This window comes from Nostoc sp. PCC 7524, from assembly GCF_000316645.1.
Classification (GTDB): domain Bacteria; phylum Cyanobacteriota; class Cyanobacteriia; order Cyanobacteriales; family Nostocaceae; genus Trichormus.
On record NC_019684.1, the window covers coordinates 1,758,558 to 1,776,221 of the forward strand.

Annotated in this window: 15 protein-coding genes and 1 pseudogene; 6 read left to right on the forward strand and 10 right to left on the reverse strand. The window is 41.5% G+C overall.

Translation table 11 applies throughout. The features are described 5' to 3' along the window. Window positions 1-450 precede the first annotated feature (450 nt). The 3 genes from NOS7524_RS06845 (at window position 451) to NOS7524_RS06855 (ending at window position 3,753) form a co-directional block, all read left to right on the forward strand. Entirely contained in the window at window positions 451-1,719 is a 1,269-nt protein-coding gene (locus NOS7524_RS06845) for a glycosyltransferase family 4 protein (protein WP_015137751.1), read from the forward strand. A gap of 281 nt (window positions 1,720-2,000) precedes the next feature. Next, window positions 2,001-3,170, forward strand: coding sequence for an aminotransferase class V-fold PLP-dependent enzyme (locus NOS7524_RS06850; protein ID WP_015137752.1), 1,170 nt, complete (start codon window positions 2,001-2,003; stop codon window positions 3,168-3,170). Window positions 3,171-3,393: 223 nt separating this feature from the next. After that, entirely contained in the window at window positions 3,394-3,753 is a 360-nt protein-coding gene (locus tag NOS7524_RS06855) for a hypothetical protein (protein ID WP_015137753.1), read from the forward strand. A 278-nt stretch (window positions 3,754-4,031) separates the two neighbouring features. On the opposite strand, the gene NOS7524_RS06860 is transcribed toward NOS7524_RS06855, so the two are convergent. Further along, window positions 4,032-4,805, reverse strand: a complete 774-nt coding sequence (locus NOS7524_RS06860; protein WP_015137754.1) for an MlaE family lipid ABC transporter permease subunit — start codon at window positions 4,803-4,805, stop codon at window positions 4,032-4,034. Window positions 4,806-5,138: 333 nt separating this feature from the next. On the opposite strand from NOS7524_RS06860, the gene NOS7524_RS28330 reads away from it, so the two are divergent. Then, window positions 5,139-6,093 (forward strand): IS630 family transposase gene (locus NOS7524_RS28330; protein ID WP_216087509.1). Its coding sequence is split into 2 segments (ribosomal slippage): window positions 5,139-5,482 and window positions 5,481-6,093, totalling 957 coding nucleotides; the frame shifts between segments, so codons are not numbered across the junction. A gap of 304 nt (window positions 6,094-6,397) precedes the next feature. Here NOS7524_RS28330 and NOS7524_RS06875 read toward each other — a convergent pair. Together NOS7524_RS06875 and NOS7524_RS06880 are read right to left on the reverse strand one after the other, a co-directional pair. Further along, complete coding sequence (locus tag NOS7524_RS06875) at window positions 6,398-7,261, reverse strand: M56 family metallopeptidase (RefSeq protein ID WP_015137757.1); 864 nt, start codon at window positions 7,259-7,261, stop codon at window positions 6,398-6,400. Continuing rightward, window positions 7,261-7,680: a BlaI/MecI/CopY family transcriptional regulator gene (locus tag NOS7524_RS06880; RefSeq protein ID WP_015137758.1), complete on the reverse strand. Its 420-nt coding sequence runs from the start codon at window positions 7,678-7,680 to the stop codon at window positions 7,261-7,263. Before NOS7524_RS06880 ends, NOS7524_RS06875 begins: the two co-directional genes overlap by 1 nt. Window positions 7,681-8,024: 344 nt before the next feature. On the opposite strand from NOS7524_RS06880, the gene NOS7524_RS06885 reads away from it, so the two are divergent. Further along, window positions 8,025-8,762, forward strand: coding sequence for a 2-phosphosulfolactate phosphatase family protein (locus NOS7524_RS06885; protein WP_015137759.1), 738 nt, complete (start codon window positions 8,025-8,027; stop codon window positions 8,760-8,762). A 279-nt stretch (window positions 8,763-9,041) separates the two neighbouring features. On the opposite strand, the pseudogene NOS7524_RS06890 reads toward NOS7524_RS06885, so the two are convergent. The 5 genes and pseudogenes from NOS7524_RS06890 to NOS7524_RS06910 all read right to left on the reverse strand — a co-directional run bounded on the left by NOS7524_RS06890 (window position 9,042) and on the right by NOS7524_RS06910 (window position 14,820). Beyond that, a pseudogene (locus NOS7524_RS06890) lies at window positions 9,042-9,852 on the reverse strand (IS5 family transposase). 298 nt (window positions 9,853-10,150) lie between these two features. After that, window positions 10,151-10,447 (reverse strand): hypothetical protein, encoded by a 297-nt coding sequence (locus NOS7524_RS06895; RefSeq protein ID WP_015137760.1) that lies wholly within the window; start codon window positions 10,445-10,447, stop codon window positions 10,151-10,153. Between the two features lie 7 nt (window positions 10,448-10,454). Beyond that, entirely contained in the window at window positions 10,455-11,072 is a 618-nt protein-coding gene (locus NOS7524_RS06900; protein ID WP_015137761.1) for a DUF3226 domain-containing protein, read from the reverse strand. Further along, window positions 11,072-12,154 carry an AAA family ATPase gene (locus NOS7524_RS06905; protein ID WP_015137762.1) on the reverse strand — a complete coding sequence of 361 codons (1,083 nt, stop codon included), beginning with the start codon at window positions 12,152-12,154 and terminating at the stop codon, window positions 11,072-11,074. Before NOS7524_RS06905 ends, NOS7524_RS06900 begins: the two co-directional genes overlap by 1 nt. Window positions 12,155-12,372: 218 nt before the next feature. Then, on the reverse strand, window positions 12,373-14,820 hold the full coding sequence (locus tag NOS7524_RS06910) for an ATP-dependent Clp protease ATP-binding subunit (RefSeq protein WP_015137763.1): 2,448 nt from the start codon (window positions 14,818-14,820) through the stop codon (window positions 12,373-12,375). 230 nt (window positions 14,821-15,050) lie between these two features. Here NOS7524_RS06910 and NOS7524_RS06915 point away from each other — a divergent pair, with 230 nt between their 5' ends. Then, window positions 15,051-15,347 (forward strand): DUF3288 family protein, encoded by a 297-nt coding sequence (locus NOS7524_RS06915; RefSeq protein WP_015137764.1) that lies wholly within the window; start codon window positions 15,051-15,053, stop codon window positions 15,345-15,347. Between the two features lie 72 nt (window positions 15,348-15,419). Here NOS7524_RS06915 and NOS7524_RS06920 read toward each other — a convergent pair whose 3' ends face one another. After that, window positions 15,420-16,808 carry an MlaD family protein gene (locus NOS7524_RS06920; protein ID WP_015137765.1) on the reverse strand — a complete coding sequence of 463 codons (1,389 nt, stop codon included), beginning with the start codon at window positions 16,806-16,808 and terminating at the stop codon, window positions 15,420-15,422. Window positions 16,809-16,824: 16 nt separating this feature from the next. Continuing rightward, on the reverse strand, window positions 16,825-17,607 hold the full coding sequence (locus NOS7524_RS06925) for an ABC transporter ATP-binding protein (protein WP_015137766.1): 783 nt from the start codon (window positions 17,605-17,607) through the stop codon (window positions 16,825-16,827). Window positions 17,608-17,664 lie beyond the last annotated feature (57 nt).

Genomic DNA, 17,664 nt, shown 5'->3' on the forward strand with positions numbered 1-17,664 from the left:
AGCAATTTCTTTGATATTTCGAGTAAGTTAGAAAAATTCTTCGTAAATTCACAATAATTCTCATAAATGAATTAAGTGGAAATACGGTTGTGAACATTTTTCCTAAAAATCTATAAGTGTTTTAAAACTGATCCAATATTCAGTGAATTTCAGGGCAAGGCTTTATTTATTCACTGCATTGAGAGCAGTATTTTTGCATACTTAATTAGCAAGAAAATAGAATTTCATCTATCACAAGTATTAGATATAAGTATGACCATAGATATATAGAAAGATTAAATGTAAATACTGAGTAAGAAACTATGACTCTGTTAATAAATAGATAAAAATGTGGGACATATTAAATTAAAATAAACATTACTCAATGTTCCTACAGAATTCAAGTAAATGTGCTGTCAGCACACTTGAAACTTCCCGCTACTTGATTACAATCAGCAACACACACAAACTATGAACTCTAACACTGAAAAACGTATAGCTTTGATTTCAGTTCATGGAGACCCAGCAATTGAGATAGGAAAAGAAGAAGCTGGAGGGCAGAATGTTTACGTGCGTGAAGTGGGTAAAGCATTAGCCCAACTGGGATGGCAAGTTGATATGTTTAGCCGCAAAGTGAGTCCTGAACAAGAAACAATTGTGCAGCACAGCCCACTTTGTCGCACTATTCGGTTAACAGCTGGGCCAGAGGAATTTATACCACGAGATAATGGTTTTAAATACTTACCAGAGTTTGTCCAACAATTGCTGCAATTCCAACGGGAAAACCACATTATGTATCCGTTGGTGCATACAAACTACTGGTTATCTAGTTGGGTAGGAATGCAATTAAAAGCAATCCAAGGAAGTAGCCAAGTTCATACTTATCACTCTTTAGGAGCAGTTAAATACAAAGCTGTAGATACAATTCCTTTAATTGCTACTAAGCGGTTAGCTGTAGAAAAACAAGTATTAGAAACAGCCGAAAGAATTGTGGCTACCAGTCCCCAAGAACAGCAACATATGCGATCGCTTGTGTCTGCAAAAGGCTACATTGATGTGATTCCTTGTGGTACAGATATCGCTAAGTTTGGCTCAGTAGACAAACAAACAGCCAGAGCCGAATTAGGCATTGCCCAAGATGCGAAAGTTGTATTGTATGTAGGACGTTTTGATCCGCGCAAAGGCATAGAAACTTTAGTGCGTGCTATCAATGAGTCGCAGTTACGGGATTCTGGCAAACTCAAACTAATTATTGGCGGTGGATTTACCCCAGGTAACAGCGATGGTAGAGAGCGCGATCGCATTGCCTCAATTGTGGAAGAATTGGGTATGAGTGAATTTACAACTCTTCCTGGTCGCCTCAGTCAAGATATCTTGCCAGCTTACTATGCTGCGGCTGATGTTTGTGTTGTTCCCAGTCATTACGAACCTTTTGGACTCGTAGCAATTGAAGCCATGGCTAGCGGGACACCAGTAGTAGCCAGCGATGTTGGTGGACTGCAATTTACAGTAGTTCCAGAAAAAACAGGTTTATTAGTACCACCCAAAGATGTAGCGGCTTTCTGTGTTGCTATTGATAGAATTCTGATGAATCCACAATGGTGCGATGAATTAGGTCAAACTGGTAGAAAACACATCGAAGCTATGTTCAGTTGGGGTGGTGTGGCAGATCGTCTGAGTGAACTATACACTCAAATTTTGGCAACAAAACTACCAGAAAGAGCATTAGTTAGCCAATAAAACTATCAAGCTCTTTGGTAATAGGTATGAGGGAATCGGTAATATTTGGCAGTTGAGATATCAAACTTGTGGGTTAAACCAACTGGAGAGGTATTTCAGCTAGACTGGGCTAGAAAAACTTGGTTAACTTACCTTTTCCCTTTTACTTTTTACCCTTTGATATAAGTTAATTATCTAATACTTTTTAGCTAATATTTTGCTACATCAAAATATTATATTTTTTTGGCTTGAAAGCATTGGGGTAAAATATCCCCTGTCCCCTGTCATCTGTCTCCTATTTAATGCCTCATCCCTCTGAATTTCAGAAATTTTGGTCACTTGATCCAGCCATAACTTTTCTCAATCATGGTTCATTTGGCGCTTGCCCACAAGCAGTTTTAGCAATCCAACAACGGTTGCGATCGCAATTAGAACAAGAACCATTACGCTTTTTTGGTAGAGAGTGGGAACCACTTTTAGATGATGCCAGAAGCAAACTAGCAGCATTTATTAACGCTGATATTCAAGATGTGGTATTCGTTCCTAATGCTACGACTGGTGTCAATTCAGTGTTGCGTTCCCTCACTTTTGCACCCGCAGACGAAATCTTGACAACCAATCACGAGTATAATGCTTGTCGCAATGCACTGGATTTTATTGCTAGTCGTACAGGTGCGCGGGTAGTCGTGGCGAAAATCCCCTTTCCCATAGAATCGCCACAGCAGGTAATAGCCGCCGTACTTGAGCAAGTTTCATCTCAAACACGGTTAGCATTAATAGATCATGTGACTAGCCAAACTGGGTTAATCTTCCCCATTCAGGAATTAGTGCAGGAATTGCAACTGCGGGGTGTAGATACCTTAATAGATGGCGCTCATGCACCAGGGATGATTCCTCTCAATCTGCGAGAAATTGGTGCAACTTACTACACCGGCAACTGTCATAAATGGCTGTGTGCGCCAAAAGGAGCAGCATTTTTGTATGTGCGTCGCGATCAACACTCAGCAATTCGTCCTCTGACAATTAGCCACGGTGCTAACTCACCACGCAATGATAAAAGTCGGTTTCAGTTGGAATTTGACTGGACAGGTACAGATGATCATACAGCCTATATGTGCGTCCCAGAGGCGATCGCTTTTATGGGTTCGTTATTACCTGGTGGTTGGCAAGAATTAATGCAGCGTAATCATCAACTGATTTTAGCTGCCAGAAACTTACTTTGTGAAGCCTTAGCAGTATCTTTGCCTTGTCCTGAAGAAATGATTGGTGCGATGGCAGTTGTGCCAATGCCTACAACATTAGAAAATCGTGATTTCATGTCTGTGCATGATGCGTTATTTGATCAGTATGGCATTCAAGTACAAGTAGTGCCTTGGCAAGAGTCTCCTAGATTGCTAATTAGGATTTCCGCACAGATTTACAATACACTAGAGCAGTACGAATATTTAGCAAAAGCACTCCTAAATTTGTAGAAAAATTAAGTATTATTGATAATTTTAATCAAAAATGCTAACTTAGCCGGATTTTAATTTTTAGGATTTGAATATCTAGTATACTATTAGTAGAAAATCATTATATTTTCTGTGTAAAATAGCATTACTCCCAAAAAGCCAAGTTACTATAATTCCATTAGCTTTTTGAGTAGCATTTGCCCTGAAATAGCAACAGGTTGTGTTCTGTGCAGAGGGGGCTACTATGAAAAAGAATGTGTACAATATATTCTCCAGACTGGCTATAGCTGTAACAGTTGTATTAGCAACTTTATTAATCACTACACCAGTAGCTGCGAATGAAACTCAGCCGATTAATGTTGGTGCAATTCACCCTAGAGAGCCAAACTTTTTCAGTCGAGGCAGAGAGCAGTTTGAAACAGAAATTCAACTTTTAATGATGAGAAGTGGAAAAGTAACAGATAATCTTTTGAAAGTTAGTCCTGAGATTATTCAGATACAAGACAAGCTATCACCTTTAGAAAAATATCAGATTGAGCCAGGGAATGTTGATAGTGATGAATCACCAAAATTGATTAATCAAGATAGTCAAATTAGCCCTTAGTTGCTAACTGGAAAAACTAGCGATCGCTTCAATATTTTTTGACATCTCCATCAATATTTCCACATTTCAGACATTCTAAGTTAAGTAAGTCGGTGAAAATAAATCAAACTACGTTAAGCAATGTACAAATATTGGAATCCAGTTCGTAGTAAGGACTACTCTACAGGAACGCTGTGTGAACAGTCCTTACTACAAACCTTGAATTATTTACGCTGTTCTACTTAAACAAGTTTCACCACCAAGGATGAAATTATTAGTTCCTACTCCTACAATTAAGTTTAAAATGATGGTATTTCAAATAATAATAAAGATAGAATAAAATCCATAATAAAAATTGCTACCCAAGTAGTGACAACTGCGGTGGTTGCTGATTCGCCTACTTCTCTTGCTCCTCCTCTAGTTGTCAGCCCCCAACTACAGCCATTGATAGAGACTATAGCCCCAAAAATTAACCCTTTTAGCAAAATAATAAACACATCGGATGTTTCTAAAAAACTTCTAACTGACTCTAAAAATGTTTCTGGAGTAATTTGGTAAAATTGTGCAGCCGCAAAAATTCCGCCACTGATACCCATCACTAAAGCAAAAATCATCATAATGGGCATCATTAAACAGCAAGCGATAACTCTCGGCAGCACTAAATAATCAATGGGGTTAGTTTTGAGCATATATAGCGCATCAATTTGTTCTGTGACGCGCATTGCACCTAATTCGGCGGCGAAAGCAGAACCGACTTGCCCAGCAATAATACTAGCAGTCAAAATAGGAGCTAATTCCCTACAGAAAGCTAATGCAAAAGCTCCTCCTATGGTACTCACAGCACCGAATTGTACTAATTCTCTAGCGGTTTGAATAGTAAAAATCATGCCAGAAAAAACACTTACAAGCAGAACTGGCGAGACGCAACCAGGCCCCGAAGTTACCATGTGTTCCATGATCTTGCGGTAGTAAGTTTTTCCTTGGAGTAAATGTAGGCAGACTTGACCAAAGAGCAGCACTGTGGCTAGACAACGTACAATAAATAATTGCTCTAAATTTTTTTTTGGTTGCAAATTTACCGCCCTTAAGACTGATTTTTTTGCCCTTATATTAGCAGTGCATAGTACATAATGGAATTTGCTGAAGCTGAATTTAGCAATTCAATAATCTTTTATCAATCATAGATATATTTGGCTGAGTAAACTGTATGAACTAAGCATTGACACATAAATAGTTATGTGTATTGCATATATTAGCTACAAAATTTAAAGTTTTAATAATAATTAAAATTCCCTACATAACTAATATTAATTAAGAAAAATTTAGTAAAATATTGATTATAGCGTTTACCGGTCTAATGAAGTACACTAAATCAAATAAAACTGTACATCTTCGCCAGGGTAAAAATGAAAGCATATTCGCTCGATTTACGCCAAAAAATACTTGATACATATAAGACAGGTGGAATATCACAACGTCAGTTAGCCAAAAGATTTTGTGTAACTTTAAGCTTTATTGAGAAATTACTTAAACAATATAGAGAAACAGGAAGTATCGCGCCTAAAGTCAGGATGCAACAAACTCCACCAAAGCTAAATGAAGAACAATTGAATGTTCTTTTTGAAATAGTAGAAGCCAAGAATGATGCCACTTTATCAGAAATTCGTGAGCAACTCAAAGAGAAGACAGGGATAACGATTGGTATTTCCACAGTAGACAGAATGTTACAGAAGATGGAAATCAGCTTAAAAAAAAACATTGCACGCCGCAGAAAAGGAAACTGAGAGAGTTCAATTATTAAGAGTCCAGTTCTGGCTCTTAATTCAAGGAATACCTGCTGATCATCTGATTTTCCTTGATGAAGCTGGAGCTAATCTATCTTTGAGCCGACATTCTGCTCGTTCCCCTAAAGGTAAAAGAGCGCATGGTTCTCGACCTCAAAAACGCAGTAAAAATGTTTCGATAATTGGTGCAATTGGTCTGAGGGGTGTGATTAGTCAATATAGCATTTTAGGTGCAACTGATGGGCTGACATTTGAGGCTTATATTGCTCAAAAATTAGTTCCTAAACTTAAGGAAGGTGATTATGTAATCATGGACAATTGCTCAATTCATCAAGGTGGAGATATTGAAGCACTCATTGAGGCTGCCGGAGCTAAGTTGATTTATTTACCACCATATTCTCCTGATTTTTCCCCTATTGAAAATTGTTGGTCGAAGCTGAAGAACATACTACGTTCTCTTGGTGCTAGAAGTTATCCAGATTTAGCAAAAGCAATTGAAATGGCTTTTAACCAAATCTCTTTAAATGATATTTATAATTGGTTTACCCACTGTTGCTACTGTACTTCACCAGACTGAGAAACGCTATATTATATCTAGGCGTAAGGACTTACGCCCCTAGACAATCTATTTGCCGCATTTTTGGCAAACTGATACAAATTCTTTCTAGAAATATCAAAGTCAAATATTACTAGATTGATATACCTAAATCATAGTTAGTAGGGTGCGTCAGTATGAATAATTTCTTGGTACAGCTAGGTTTTCTCGCACTGACGCACCCTACATTTTGGATATTTTTTGATCTGGAAGTCCCATAAATAATCAGTGGTGAGTTGAAATTGTTTAATCACCACTGATTATTCCTAGAAATCTACTCTGAAAATTAGGTGTGGAAGATCAGACTGACTAGGGGCAGAAAAGCCAACAGAAAGCTATTCCAAAACTGCAATTGAGCTTTTGGGGTTGGCTGTGGTGGTGCTAATAGGGCTTCTATTCTCTGTTCTAAGCGTAGCTTGCCGCCGGAGGTGTCACCTACACTAGCACCTAAAGCAGCACAGCAAATTTCTGATGTGGTTAAGGCAGTAGCATTACTCACCACCAACAACAGTGATTCGGCGAGTAATAAGGGATCTACCTGGGATGCGGCATAACTATCAGCACGTAGTTCTCGCAACACTAAAAGTTCTTGCCACAAAGGTTCTGTGTTAGGCAACCAAGCAGTGCAGGAACGTACCCAACCCAACCAGAAAAACCAAAATGTATCTCTGTAGTGGTGATGTCCTTGCTCATGGGCTAAAACGCTTTTGACATGAGCAGGGGAGAGGGTTTCTAGTAATCCTTGGCTGACTACTAATTCGGGTTGCCAGAAACCAATTTGTCCAGCAAATAAGGCTGGGGTGCTGAGTAGTCTGACTCGCTTACCGTCAACATGAACTACAGGACAGTTGCGGGCTGATTGTAGCGACTGCCAGCCTTGGAAGGCTAGTTTCAGGCACAAACCAGAAAAAACACTCAGGGACAATAAAGTTAGTATATAGCTCATCCATCCGGCATTTATACCGACCATTTGACCTTGAGGCCCCATGCACAGCACGGCGATCGCTGTCATCACCATCAGCAACGGTGGGAAGAGGAAGAAAAACAGGGTTCTTTGCCAGCGTACATCCCAACTACCTGGGGTATTAGTCCAAGAACATCTCAAAATCCCAGAAACTGCCAAAGCAGCCAAAATCATCAACAGGTGCATTATTGTTCCTCCCTGGCTTGGCGTGCCGCTTGAATGCGTTTAGCGATCGCTTCTATTTGCTCACTAGCCGCTTCATCCAGACTATCAGCAAAAGCTGCAACCACATCAGGATTACCTACGGCTAGAAATCGTTGTAATTGTTCATGGGCTTTGATCACTTGTGCCTGTTGCTTTGTCAGTAGAGGCCGCCAGTAGAAAGCCTTGCCTTTTTTATCACAGACTAGCCAGCCTTTTTCAGTCAGGCGACGCATCACTGTAGTTACAGAAGTGTAAGCTAATTCTCGGTTAGGGTCAGCCAGAATGCGATCGTGGACATCTTTGACTGTGGCTGAACCCAGTTCCCAAATAATATTGAGAATTTCTGCTTCCAAAGGGCCTACAGACAATTGTTTAGGGCGATATTCGGGTAAAGGTGCCATAGGGATTGGGGATTGGGGATTGGGGATTGGGGAGCCAGCCGCGTGGGCGGGTTTCCCGACTTGAGCGGACTGGCGTGACTGGGGATTGTTTCCTGCTTTCTGCCCCTATCTTCTTTCAGATTACCTTTATTTAGACTCAAGCTAAAATTCTACGGCGTGAAAAGCCTACAACTAGGGCATGAGTATCTCTCTTCTCTAGCCTCTAGCCTCTACCCAATCACCCATGATAGGAAATAATCTTTCCTAACCATAAGAAATACCCTGATTTTTCCTGTGATTATGGTGATTGACACCCATTAGAATGTAATCTCGGCAGTAGTATTGAGAGCAGGTGTAACCCGCGCGTGAAGCTATTTGTATACCATACCCCGGAATTAACTCCCCAGGATCAAGTTCCTGACTGCGCGATCGCAGTCGATGTCTTACGAGCCACTAGCACAATTGCCACTGTTTTATCGGCAGGGGGCGAAGCTGTGCAAGTCTTTAGCGATTTAGATCAACTCATCGAAGTGAGTGAACAATGGCCTCAACAAAAACGGCTACGAGCTGGAGAACGGGGAGGTGCAAAAGTTGCTGGTTTTGAATTAGGTAACTCTCCCCTCGACTGCACACCAGAATTAGTGCAAGGGCGACGCTTGTTTATTAGTACCACTAATGGAACTCGCGCTTTAAAACGGGTACAGGACTCACCCACGGTTATGACAGCCGCCTTTATTAACCGAGCCGCAGTAGTACAGTATCTGATGGATAAGCAACCTGAGACAGTTTGGATTGTGGGTTCAGGTTGGGAAGGCAGTTTTTCCTTAGAGGATACAGCCTGTGCAGGTGCGATCGCTCACAGTGTGATCGAGAAATCCCAATTACCACCTGAAGAGATAGCTGGTAACGATGAAGTGATGAGTGCGATCGCGCTCTACTCCCACTGGCAAAACAACCTTTTGGAATTACTCCACCACGCTAGTCACGGCAAACGTTTGTTACGCCTGGAATGCCATGAAGACCTGAAATATTGTTCCCAAACCGATATTTTAGCTGTCTTGCCCACACAGCAAGAACCAGGAGTATTTAAAAGTAAACCTTAAATATGCAAAATAAATAGCTAAATAGCTCCCCTTGTCTTGTTTATTTGCCCTGTCTCGGCAAAACTTGCCAAGGGACTAATAGCAATTCGCAATTCGCAATTCGCAATTAAGAAAGCCAGATTTTACAGCGAAAGCTTAGGTATTCAGTTTTTCGTTACCCAGAAGGAATGGGCGAGCCTTCGTCAATAGTCTCCAGTCCCTTCCAACCCCAATGACCAATCCCAGACCAATTATAGTGGTTTCTTAGAGGATGTTTGAAAAGTTTTAGGGAGTCAAAAATTAAGCCAATCGCTTCACCATAATACGGATCATTGCAAGATAGATAAAAGTTTCTGAGGTTTCGGGCAATAATTCATAATCTCTGACCAATCGCCGACATCCCATGAACCAGCCAAAAGTGCGTTCCACCACCCAACGTTTTTTGAGTAAAACAAAGCCCTTGCTTTGCTCTGGTCGCAGCACCACCTGTACAATCCAGCGACAAAAATTCATGACCCACTGCATGAACGGTTCCCCATCAAAGCCACCATCAACCCAGATGGTGGTTAACCGAGATTGTGGCTGAGACTGTTTAACTCGTTGGAGAACTTGTTTGCCTCCTTCTCGCTCACCGACATTGGCTGCTGTTACCAAAACCCGCAGCACTAACCCCAAGGTATCAACGGTCATAAATCTCTTGCGTCCTTTGATTTTCTTGCCAGCATCAAAGCCTACTGATTGACTCACCATTGCCGCACTCTTGACGCTTTGGCTATCAATTATCGCTTCCGATGGACTCGGATGACGTTCAATTTCGATTCTCGTCCACTCTCGGAGACTATCGTGAATGTGCAACCATGTCCCGTCTTTACGCCAGTTTCGGAAATATGTGTACACTGTTTGCTCTCGTAGGAAAGTCCCCAGGTAGCGTAGGCGTAGCCCGCCGTAGGCATCGCCATCTCACTCCTTCTAGCAGGATGTAAAAAATTGCATTCAGGACTTCCCACATATCGACTTCACGCTTACGACCACCCGGTTTCCCTTCTGGAATCAAGTCGCTAAGAAATTCATATTGTGCGAGGCTCAGGTTACTGGGGTAAGCTTTACTCATGTCGCTCTCTCGGTGCTGTTGATTATCTATTCACAGCGTATACTGAGAGAGCTTTTTTACAACATACCTGACTTTTCAAACACCCTCTTAGCTACGGCTGAACCAGATATAAATGATGAAGTTTGGTTTACCTGTAAAGCTAATGCAGTAATGATAAAAAGACTTAACATAGAAGAATAACTTCTATGACTATAAATTTAATTTATAAAATGTCTGAAAATAAGCATATTTAATAATAAAAAATACCGTTACAAAAAGCTAAACTTTTAAAATAAATTGCCTTTGAAAATTACTTGATTTAATCAATTGTCTCTTGCTGAACAGGATATACCATTGTAATTCGGGAATTATCTGAATCAATTGATGGAATATTTTGTATGGATTTATACCTTATAGCAAGTTGTTTAAGAAAATCCAGTTCTTCACCCTCAAGATTATTAAATAAGTTGTGATATCGCCAACCACGCTCATAACGACTGAGCATTTCTTCTGGAGTAAACCGATAGACATCTGCTGTTTGCCAACATATTGACTCCAAAAAAGGTAGCTTTTTGGGGACAATAATAGGATTGTTTGTTGGTTTGGCAGTTGTCATAGCTCAATCATAGAGATTGTAAGAACTGTTTAATACTATCAAATGCAGGACTATTCCAAGGTAAGTAACCAGCTTGCGCTGCTTCTCCCAAACGTTTATCTGGCTCTATTTGTGATGACAACCAAGCACGTATACGTGCCTTGGCCATATCTTTGGTTTTAGGTTGTCGTTTTGCCACAGTATTAACACACTGAAAATAATCATCTACACATTGCATAGCTGGATCTGTCTTTACTGCCTCTAAACAAACATCTTCTAACATTCCATTATCTTGATAATCTGGAAGAATTAGGACACTTATTTGAGGATTATTTCCTGTAATTTCATTGGGTTTAATTGGTACAGATAATCCGGCATTTTTTAAATAACTGCACACACTGTCAAATGCACTTTTCGCAGAATCATCAGCATCTCTGGTGATGCCTAAAGAAACAATTTCTCTATAACCTGGACGCAAATATAGTTGTTGTAAATAATTTCCTAGCCCTTGTTTACCTCCATAGTTTTCTACTTGAACATCAGTAATCTTAAGGTAATTCAATAATGCTTTAAAAAATAGCACTTCCTCCGAACCTTCACCAATTAGTAATTTTGGCTGAGAGAGTTGTTGAGATTTACTAGACATTAGCGAATCTCCCAGTCAAATTCATCAGAAGTTTCTAAGGCTTCTTTATCGTATGTCAATGCTTGAATTCCATCTTTTACCCGTTCAAGTCGATGGTAACGAAAATCATACTGTTCACTTTTTTCAAATGCTTCATGAGCTGCAAGTATACATTCTCGGCTATGAGTGGTGGCAAATATTTGTACATCTGCTCGGCGAGCAGCATCAGCTATTGCTCTCCAAACATCAGTTAAAACTGTGTGATGCAAACCATTTTCAACTTCATCAATTAAAACAGTTCCTCCTTGAGCATTAGCTATTGCCAATATAATTGAAAGTAAACGTCCTATTCCTTCTCCCATCAATGGTAGTGGTACAAGCTCACGCATACCTATATCCCCATTAATGATTGGCTCACGCTTAATAACCAATAAGCTCAAACGTCGCAGACGAGGTTCTAACAAACTCAGTGTTTTTAATACTTCGTCTTGCCTTCCTACTCGTTCTAAGTGGCTAAAACGTTCAGCATCTTCTATTGGAGAACGTGTACTCGTAGTGAGATATATACCTATTGGATATTTTTCTCGGCGATAACGCGTACTAAGAAGTCTCCCATCAGCTCTTAAGGAAATACTGATAGGTTGTATCTCATTAGGGTCTTTATATTCCCATACTAATCTGTCATATGATCTGACTTCTGTTGTTAATGATTCGTCAGTTTTAAACCTGCCATTTTCATCAGTTAAAATTGGTAAATCTTCTATCTGATTTTCTTCTGATTCAGGAAGAAATATTTTTAGAATTCTTTGTCTGTCATTTTCTCCTCTGCCAATTATTTCAATTACTTTATAAATATCTTGATCAAAGAAAAATCCTCTCAGTTCTTCAATATGTTCAAATCTAACTCCTCTTGGAATACCCCGCAGGCGATTGACCTGAAATAGTGATTCAGGATTAGTTGGATTGATAAACATGAAAATAGCTTCTAAGAGTGATGTTTTACCGACGTTGTTTTTCCCAGCAATTAAATTTACCCTTTCCAGTGGTTCAAGCTGAAAGTTCTGGAAGCAGCGAAAGTTTTTTAATGACAAAGAACGTAACATAACTTAATTTCTTGCCTCCGAATTTTTGAAGTTTCTTGCTGTTAGTAACTTATCTTTTATTTACTTTAATTAATTGACTTGTATGAGGTAGCTTCCAGTAATACTTTTTCAGCATTGCACAAACCTCATCAATCAAAAACCTCTGGTAGCAATATACCAGAGGTAAAGTTATACAATCCTATTTCACAGGATTCACTAATAGACAAATGGCTGAAATCTTAGCCAGCATTCGCCAAGAGCAACTCGCGTTTTTCTGACTGACGTACCTGTACTTGACCATCATCATTGACATCAACAATGGCTGTACAGCCTTCTCTGAGTTCGCCAGCCAGCATTGCTTCCGCTAGAGAATCTTCTAGGAGGCGCATAATAGCCCGGCGTAATGGCCTAGCACCGTAGCTGGGGTTATAACCCTCTGTAACTACCAAGTCTTTGAACCGTTCGGTAACTTCTAAGATGATGCCTTTTTCAGTTAAGCGGCTAGCCACTTCCCGCAGCATAATGTCAGCAATTTGCTTGACTTCATCTTTGGATAGTTGAGTGAAGACGATAATTTCATCTACCCGGTTGAGGAACTCAGGACGGAAGTAATTTTTCAGTTCTTCGTTGACTAGGTTACGAATGCGATGGTAACTAGCTTCTGGTTGATTATCAAACTCAAAGCCTAAACCGCCGCCACCTTTTTCAATTACCTTAGAACCAATGTTGGAAGTCAAGATAATTAAGGTGTTCTTGAAGTCTACCTTGCGACCTTTAGCATCAGTGAGGTGTCCGTCATCCAGAATTTGCAGCAGCATATTGAAGACATCGGGGTGTGCTTTTTCGATTTCGTCGAACAGCAACACAGTGTAAGGTCTGCGGCGCACGGCTTCGGTGAGTTGTCCGCCTTCGTCATAGCCGACGTAACCAGGAGGCGAGCCAATCAGTTTAGATACAGTATGGCTTTCCATGTACTCAGACATATCTAGCCGAATCATGGCATCTTCAGCACCGAAGAAGTAGGCAGCTAAGGCTTTGGCTAATTCAGTTTTACCAACGCCGGTGGGGCCGGAGAAGATAAAGCTAGCGATGGGACGGTTGGGGTTCTTTAAGCCAACTCTAGCCCGACGGATGGCACGAGAAACAGCTGTAACTGCTTGTTCTTGACCGATAAGCCGTTTATGCAGGGTGTCTTCTAGGTGCAGCAGTAACTCTGATTCAGATTCTGTAAGTTTGTTGACTGGTACGCCTGTCCAAGAAGCGACGATTTGAGCAATGTCTTCTTCGTCTACAACGATGGGGTAAATGACTTTCTCTACTGAAGCAGCTTGTAGTTCTGTTTCTAGGGCAATTTCTTGGTCGCGCAGTTCTCCAGCTTGATCAAAGTTTTGCAGTCTGACGGCTTCGTTTTTAGCTTTGGTAACTTGAGCAAGTTTGCGCTTGAGTTCTTTATCTGTGGAAATATGGGAGTTCCGTAGACGGACACGAGAACCAGCTTCATCAATTAAGTCTATGGCTTTATCTGGTAAGAAGCGATCGCTAATATAGCGGTCTGACAACTCAGCAGCTGCCACCACAGCCTCATCGGAAATTTGCACTTTATGGTGCTGTTCGTAGACTCCCCGCAAACCGTAGAGAATCTCAATGGTTTCTTCTACGGATGGTTCTCCGACTAAAATTGGTTGGAAACGACGCTCTAGGGCGGCATCGCGCTCGATGTGTTGACGATATTCATCGAGGGTGGTAGCGCCAATACACTGGAGTTCACCCCGTGCTAAGGCTGGTTTGAGGATATTAGCTGCATCTAAGCCGCCTTCTGTACCGCCAGCGCCGACTAAGGTGTGAATTTCATCAATTACTAGGATGATATTCCCAGCCGTGCGGACTTCATCGACAATTTTTTTGATGCGTTCTTCAAAATCTCCGCGAAAGCGTGTGCCAGCAACTAATAACCCCATATCGAGGCTGATAACTTGCTTACCTTCCAACACTTCGGGGACATCTTGGTTAATGATACGCTGTGCCAATCCTTCAGCGATCGCCGTTTTACCCACCCCTGGTTCACCAATCAACACGGGGTTATTCTTAGTCCGGCGACCAAGAATTTGGATAGCACGCTCAATTTCTTTTTGACGACCAACTACGGGGTCGAGCTTACCTTCTTGGGCTAGTTTGGTGAGGTTTCTGCCGAATTCTTCTGTGGTGAGGGTTTGTCCGCGTCTGGGGCTACCACCACCTACAACCACAGTTGGGTCTTCACCTAAACGCCGAATCACAGCAGAACGAACATTTCTCAGGTCAACACCCAGGTTTTGCAACACTTTGGCGGCGACACCTTCACCAGCTTCGGTTAGTCCTAACAGTAAGTGTTCTGTGTTGATATAGTTATGTCCCAGACTGTGAGCTTCTCGAAATGACTGCTCAAATAGGCTTTTGACTTTGGGGGTAAAAGGAATTTCTGGTGGTACAAACCCAGAACCCCTACCGATAATTTTTTCGACTTCGCGACGTGCGTCTTTGAGAGTTACACCCAACTCAGTCAGCACTTTGGCAGCAACCCCAGTTCCTTCTCCCATCAAACCCAGGAGAATTTGTTCAGTTCCTACGAAGTTGTGTCCCAGGCGACGTGCTTCCTCCTGAGCGAGCATAATGACTTTGATGGCTTCGGAAGTGAAGTGTTCAAACATAGCGGGTTCTTGCTCCCTTGCTGCTTGGACTTTGGGCGATTTAAAAATTCACCCTTATCTAAACTTTTTTGTATTTTCTTAAAGACAATGTATCTTTATCTATTATGTGGTGGCAGTGGTGAGAGCCGTATTAGCTCAGGTGTGGTTGCCGTCATCTTTAATTATGGCGCTTTAGGCTGATTTTAGCTCTCAACTCGGAATGAATTAATAATTTGGTGCAGGTATAAACAATGGCAGAATTACACGGAAGTAAAGACCAACAACACCCACTTTACAACCGCGATCGCCCTCTTATTGATATTCTACTAACTCAAACAGCCACAGACTACAATTTAGCGGAATTGGCTAGGCTGAGAATTCGTTATCAAGGCTTCCCAGGCGCAAGGGACATACAACAGGACTTAGATAAAGTTTTGCAACAATGGGGATTAACCGAAGCCGAATTATTTGAAAAAACCCGCCAATTACACGATATTGGAGGAATTTATAAGAGTCGAGGCAAAAGAGAAGAGCAGGATTGGAATTAGTTTATAGGCAATAGGCAATAGGCAATAGGCAATAGTTATTCTCCTCTGCTCCCCCTGCTCCCCCTGCTCCCCCTACTCCCTACTCCCCCGATACTCTCGTAGCTGCTGCAACAGTCTCTGTTGGGATGTTTGAGGGGGGTTAACCGTACTTTCAATAGCCACAGGTGCTGGCTTAGTGGTGAGTGCTTTTTGTTTTGGCGTGGGGGGGGAAATTGCCACCTCTGATTGGTTGACGGCTGCTTTTGCTGATTCTAAAGTTGCTGCTACTTGGACTTGCTGCTGCATTTGGTCTGTGGAAGAAACCAATGTACTTAAACCATTAACTAATTGCCGCAAATTCTGGCGGAAATTGGGATCTCCTGTTAACTCATCCAAATCAGAAGTAATTTTTTGGGTATTTTCAAATGTCACCCTGGCGGAATCTAGGGTTTGTTGCAGCAGCACGGCATTTTTAGGATCATTTAAGGCTTTGGTAGCATCTCGCAAATTAGCTGAGGCTTGCGCTGCGTTGGCTGAAAGACTTTCTAAATTGTTCAGTAACTCTCCTTGAGTTAAGCGATTGAGGGCAGGTGATAAGGTAGTGACTGTCACCCGCAATTGATTGCTGGTTTCGGCAATATTATTCAAAGTACCAACCAGTACCGAACGATTGGTATTAACTAGGTTATCTAAGTCAGTGAGTAATTTACTGGCTTGAGTGGCAGTTGTGCCGAATTGACTAGCAGTGACACCCAATTGGTCTACTGTTTTTGTAGTCGAGGCTGTCAGTGCAGTAGTGGCTTTCTGTACGGAATTAGCTGTGTTAGCAAATGTACCCAACTGTCCTTGAAAGCTTTTGCTCAAACTGCGGATATCTCGGCTGAGTGCGGCAACGCCAGTAGCGGCTTCTGAGGAAGTTTCGAGGAGTTTATTCACCCTTTGATAAAATTCGGGGTTATTGTACACAGTTGCTAACTCAGTAGTGCTACGTATGAGTTCATCAAGACTGATACCAATTTGTCCTTTGAGCCGAGAACCATTACAAACGATGAGACTGGGGTTGCAATTTTTATCTAGGGGTTTGGCGATGGTTTCCCCAGTGGGTAATGATGTTTTGGGTGTGATGTCAATTATACTTTCACTAATTAATCCACTTTGGTTAGCTTCAATCACTACATCACGGGGAATAATTAGGTCAGATTGGGCGATTTCAATTTCTACTTCTACCGCATTTGGCCCTGGTTGAATCCGGGAAATATTGCCGATTTTCACACCGCGATAACGAACCGGTGCGCCTCTTTGCATCCCACCAGCATTAGCAAATTCCACAGTTGCTTTGTAGGAACTGCGAGCCGCAGTAAACCGATTTAACCATAAGATGATCACTACAAATGCACCTAGTCCCAGTAAGACTAATAAACCCACTGAGCCTTCTCTCAATGTTCGCTTAGATGCAAAACGGCTGGTGATAAAATCTCGCATATTTTCCTTTGCCCAACTAACCCACAACCTGAATTGGCCCTTGCACACTCCCACTCATAAATTGTTTGATTAATGGATGGTCTGTGCTATCTAACTCACTAACTGTACCTTGCCACTGTACTTTACCTTGATAGAGAAACACTATTCTATCGGCAGTCCGTCGAATTGTACTGTCTTGGTGGGTAACAATAGCATAGGTACCACATACACCTTGAGTTTTTTGCAAGTCACGGATTAAATCTTCTATCACTGTCGAAGCAATGGGGTCAAGTCCAGCTGTCGGTTCATCGTATAGTAAAAGTTCTGGCCCTTCGTCTGGATTATCGGGGTTAGACATAATGGCACGGGCAAAACTCACCCGTTTTCGCATTCCTCCGGAAAGTTCCGAGGGATAGAGATGACTAATTCCCGGTAAACCTACCATGTCTAATTTTTCTTTGACTAAATCGCGAATGCGCGATCGCGGTAAATTAGAATTCTGATACAGTAAGAACCCTACATTTTCTTCTACAGTCAGCGAATCAAATAATGCCGCCTGTTGAAACACCATGCCAATACCAACCGACTCATTAGCATCTTCAATCAACCCCTCTCTTTTTATTCCCTGCACATAAATTTCCCCCTCATCAGGAGTAATTAACCCTGCAAGTACGCGTAAAATTGTCGATTTACCAGTCCCGGAAGGGCCAATAATCCCTAAAGCCTCTCCTCGATAAATCGTCAAGTCTACATTATCTAAAACCCGATTGTTACCAAAGGATTTAGAAATACCTTTCAGTTCAATTAGTGGTTCTGTCATTAGTTAATAGTCAATAGTCAATAAGCAATAGGCATTGGCTATATAATCTCCTCCTAC

What these genes read in the sequence shown, in the direction of transcription:
- NOS7524_RS06845 (WP_015137751.1), top strand. Translation starts at nt 451, where the DNA reads ATGAACTCTAACACTGAAAAACGTATAGCTTTGATTTCAGTTCATGGA.
- NOS7524_RS06905 (WP_015137762.1), bottom strand. Translation starts at nt 12,154, where the DNA reads ATGTTACGTTCTTTGTCATTAAAAAACTTTCGCTGCTTCCAGAACTTT.
- NOS7524_RS06920 (WP_015137765.1), bottom strand. Translation starts at nt 16,808, where the DNA reads ATGCGAGATTTTATCACCAGCCGTTTTGCATCTAAGCGAACATTGAGA.
- NOS7524_RS06880 (WP_015137758.1), bottom strand. Translation starts at nt 7,680, where the DNA reads ATGGCACCTTTACCCGAATATCGCCCTAAACAATTGTCTGTAGGCCCT.
- NOS7524_RS06900 (WP_015137761.1), bottom strand. Translation starts at nt 11,072, where the DNA reads ATGTCTAGTAAATCTCAACAACTCTCTCAGCCAAAATTACTAATTGGT.
- NOS7524_RS06910 (WP_015137763.1), bottom strand. Translation starts at nt 14,820, where the DNA reads ATGTTTGAACACTTCACTTCCGAAGCCATCAAAGTCATTATGCTCGCT.
- NOS7524_RS06915 (WP_015137764.1), top strand. Translation starts at nt 15,051, where the DNA reads ATGGCAGAATTACACGGAAGTAAAGACCAACAACACCCACTTTACAAC.
- NOS7524_RS06875 (WP_015137757.1), bottom strand. Translation starts at nt 7,261, where the DNA reads ATGCACCTGTTGATGATTTTGGCTGCTTTGGCAGTTTCTGGGATTTTG.
- NOS7524_RS06895 (WP_015137760.1), bottom strand. Translation starts at nt 10,447, where the DNA reads ATGACAACTGCCAAACCAACAAACAATCCTATTATTGTCCCCAAAAAG.
- NOS7524_RS06925 (WP_015137766.1), bottom strand. Translation starts at nt 17,607, where the DNA reads ATGACAGAACCACTAATTGAACTGAAAGGTATTTCTAAATCCTTTGGT.
- NOS7524_RS06855 (WP_015137753.1), top strand. Translation starts at nt 3,394, where the DNA reads ATGAAAAAGAATGTGTACAATATATTCTCCAGACTGGCTATAGCTGTA.
- NOS7524_RS06850 (WP_015137752.1), top strand. Translation starts at nt 2,001, where the DNA reads ATGCCTCATCCCTCTGAATTTCAGAAATTTTGGTCACTTGATCCAGCC.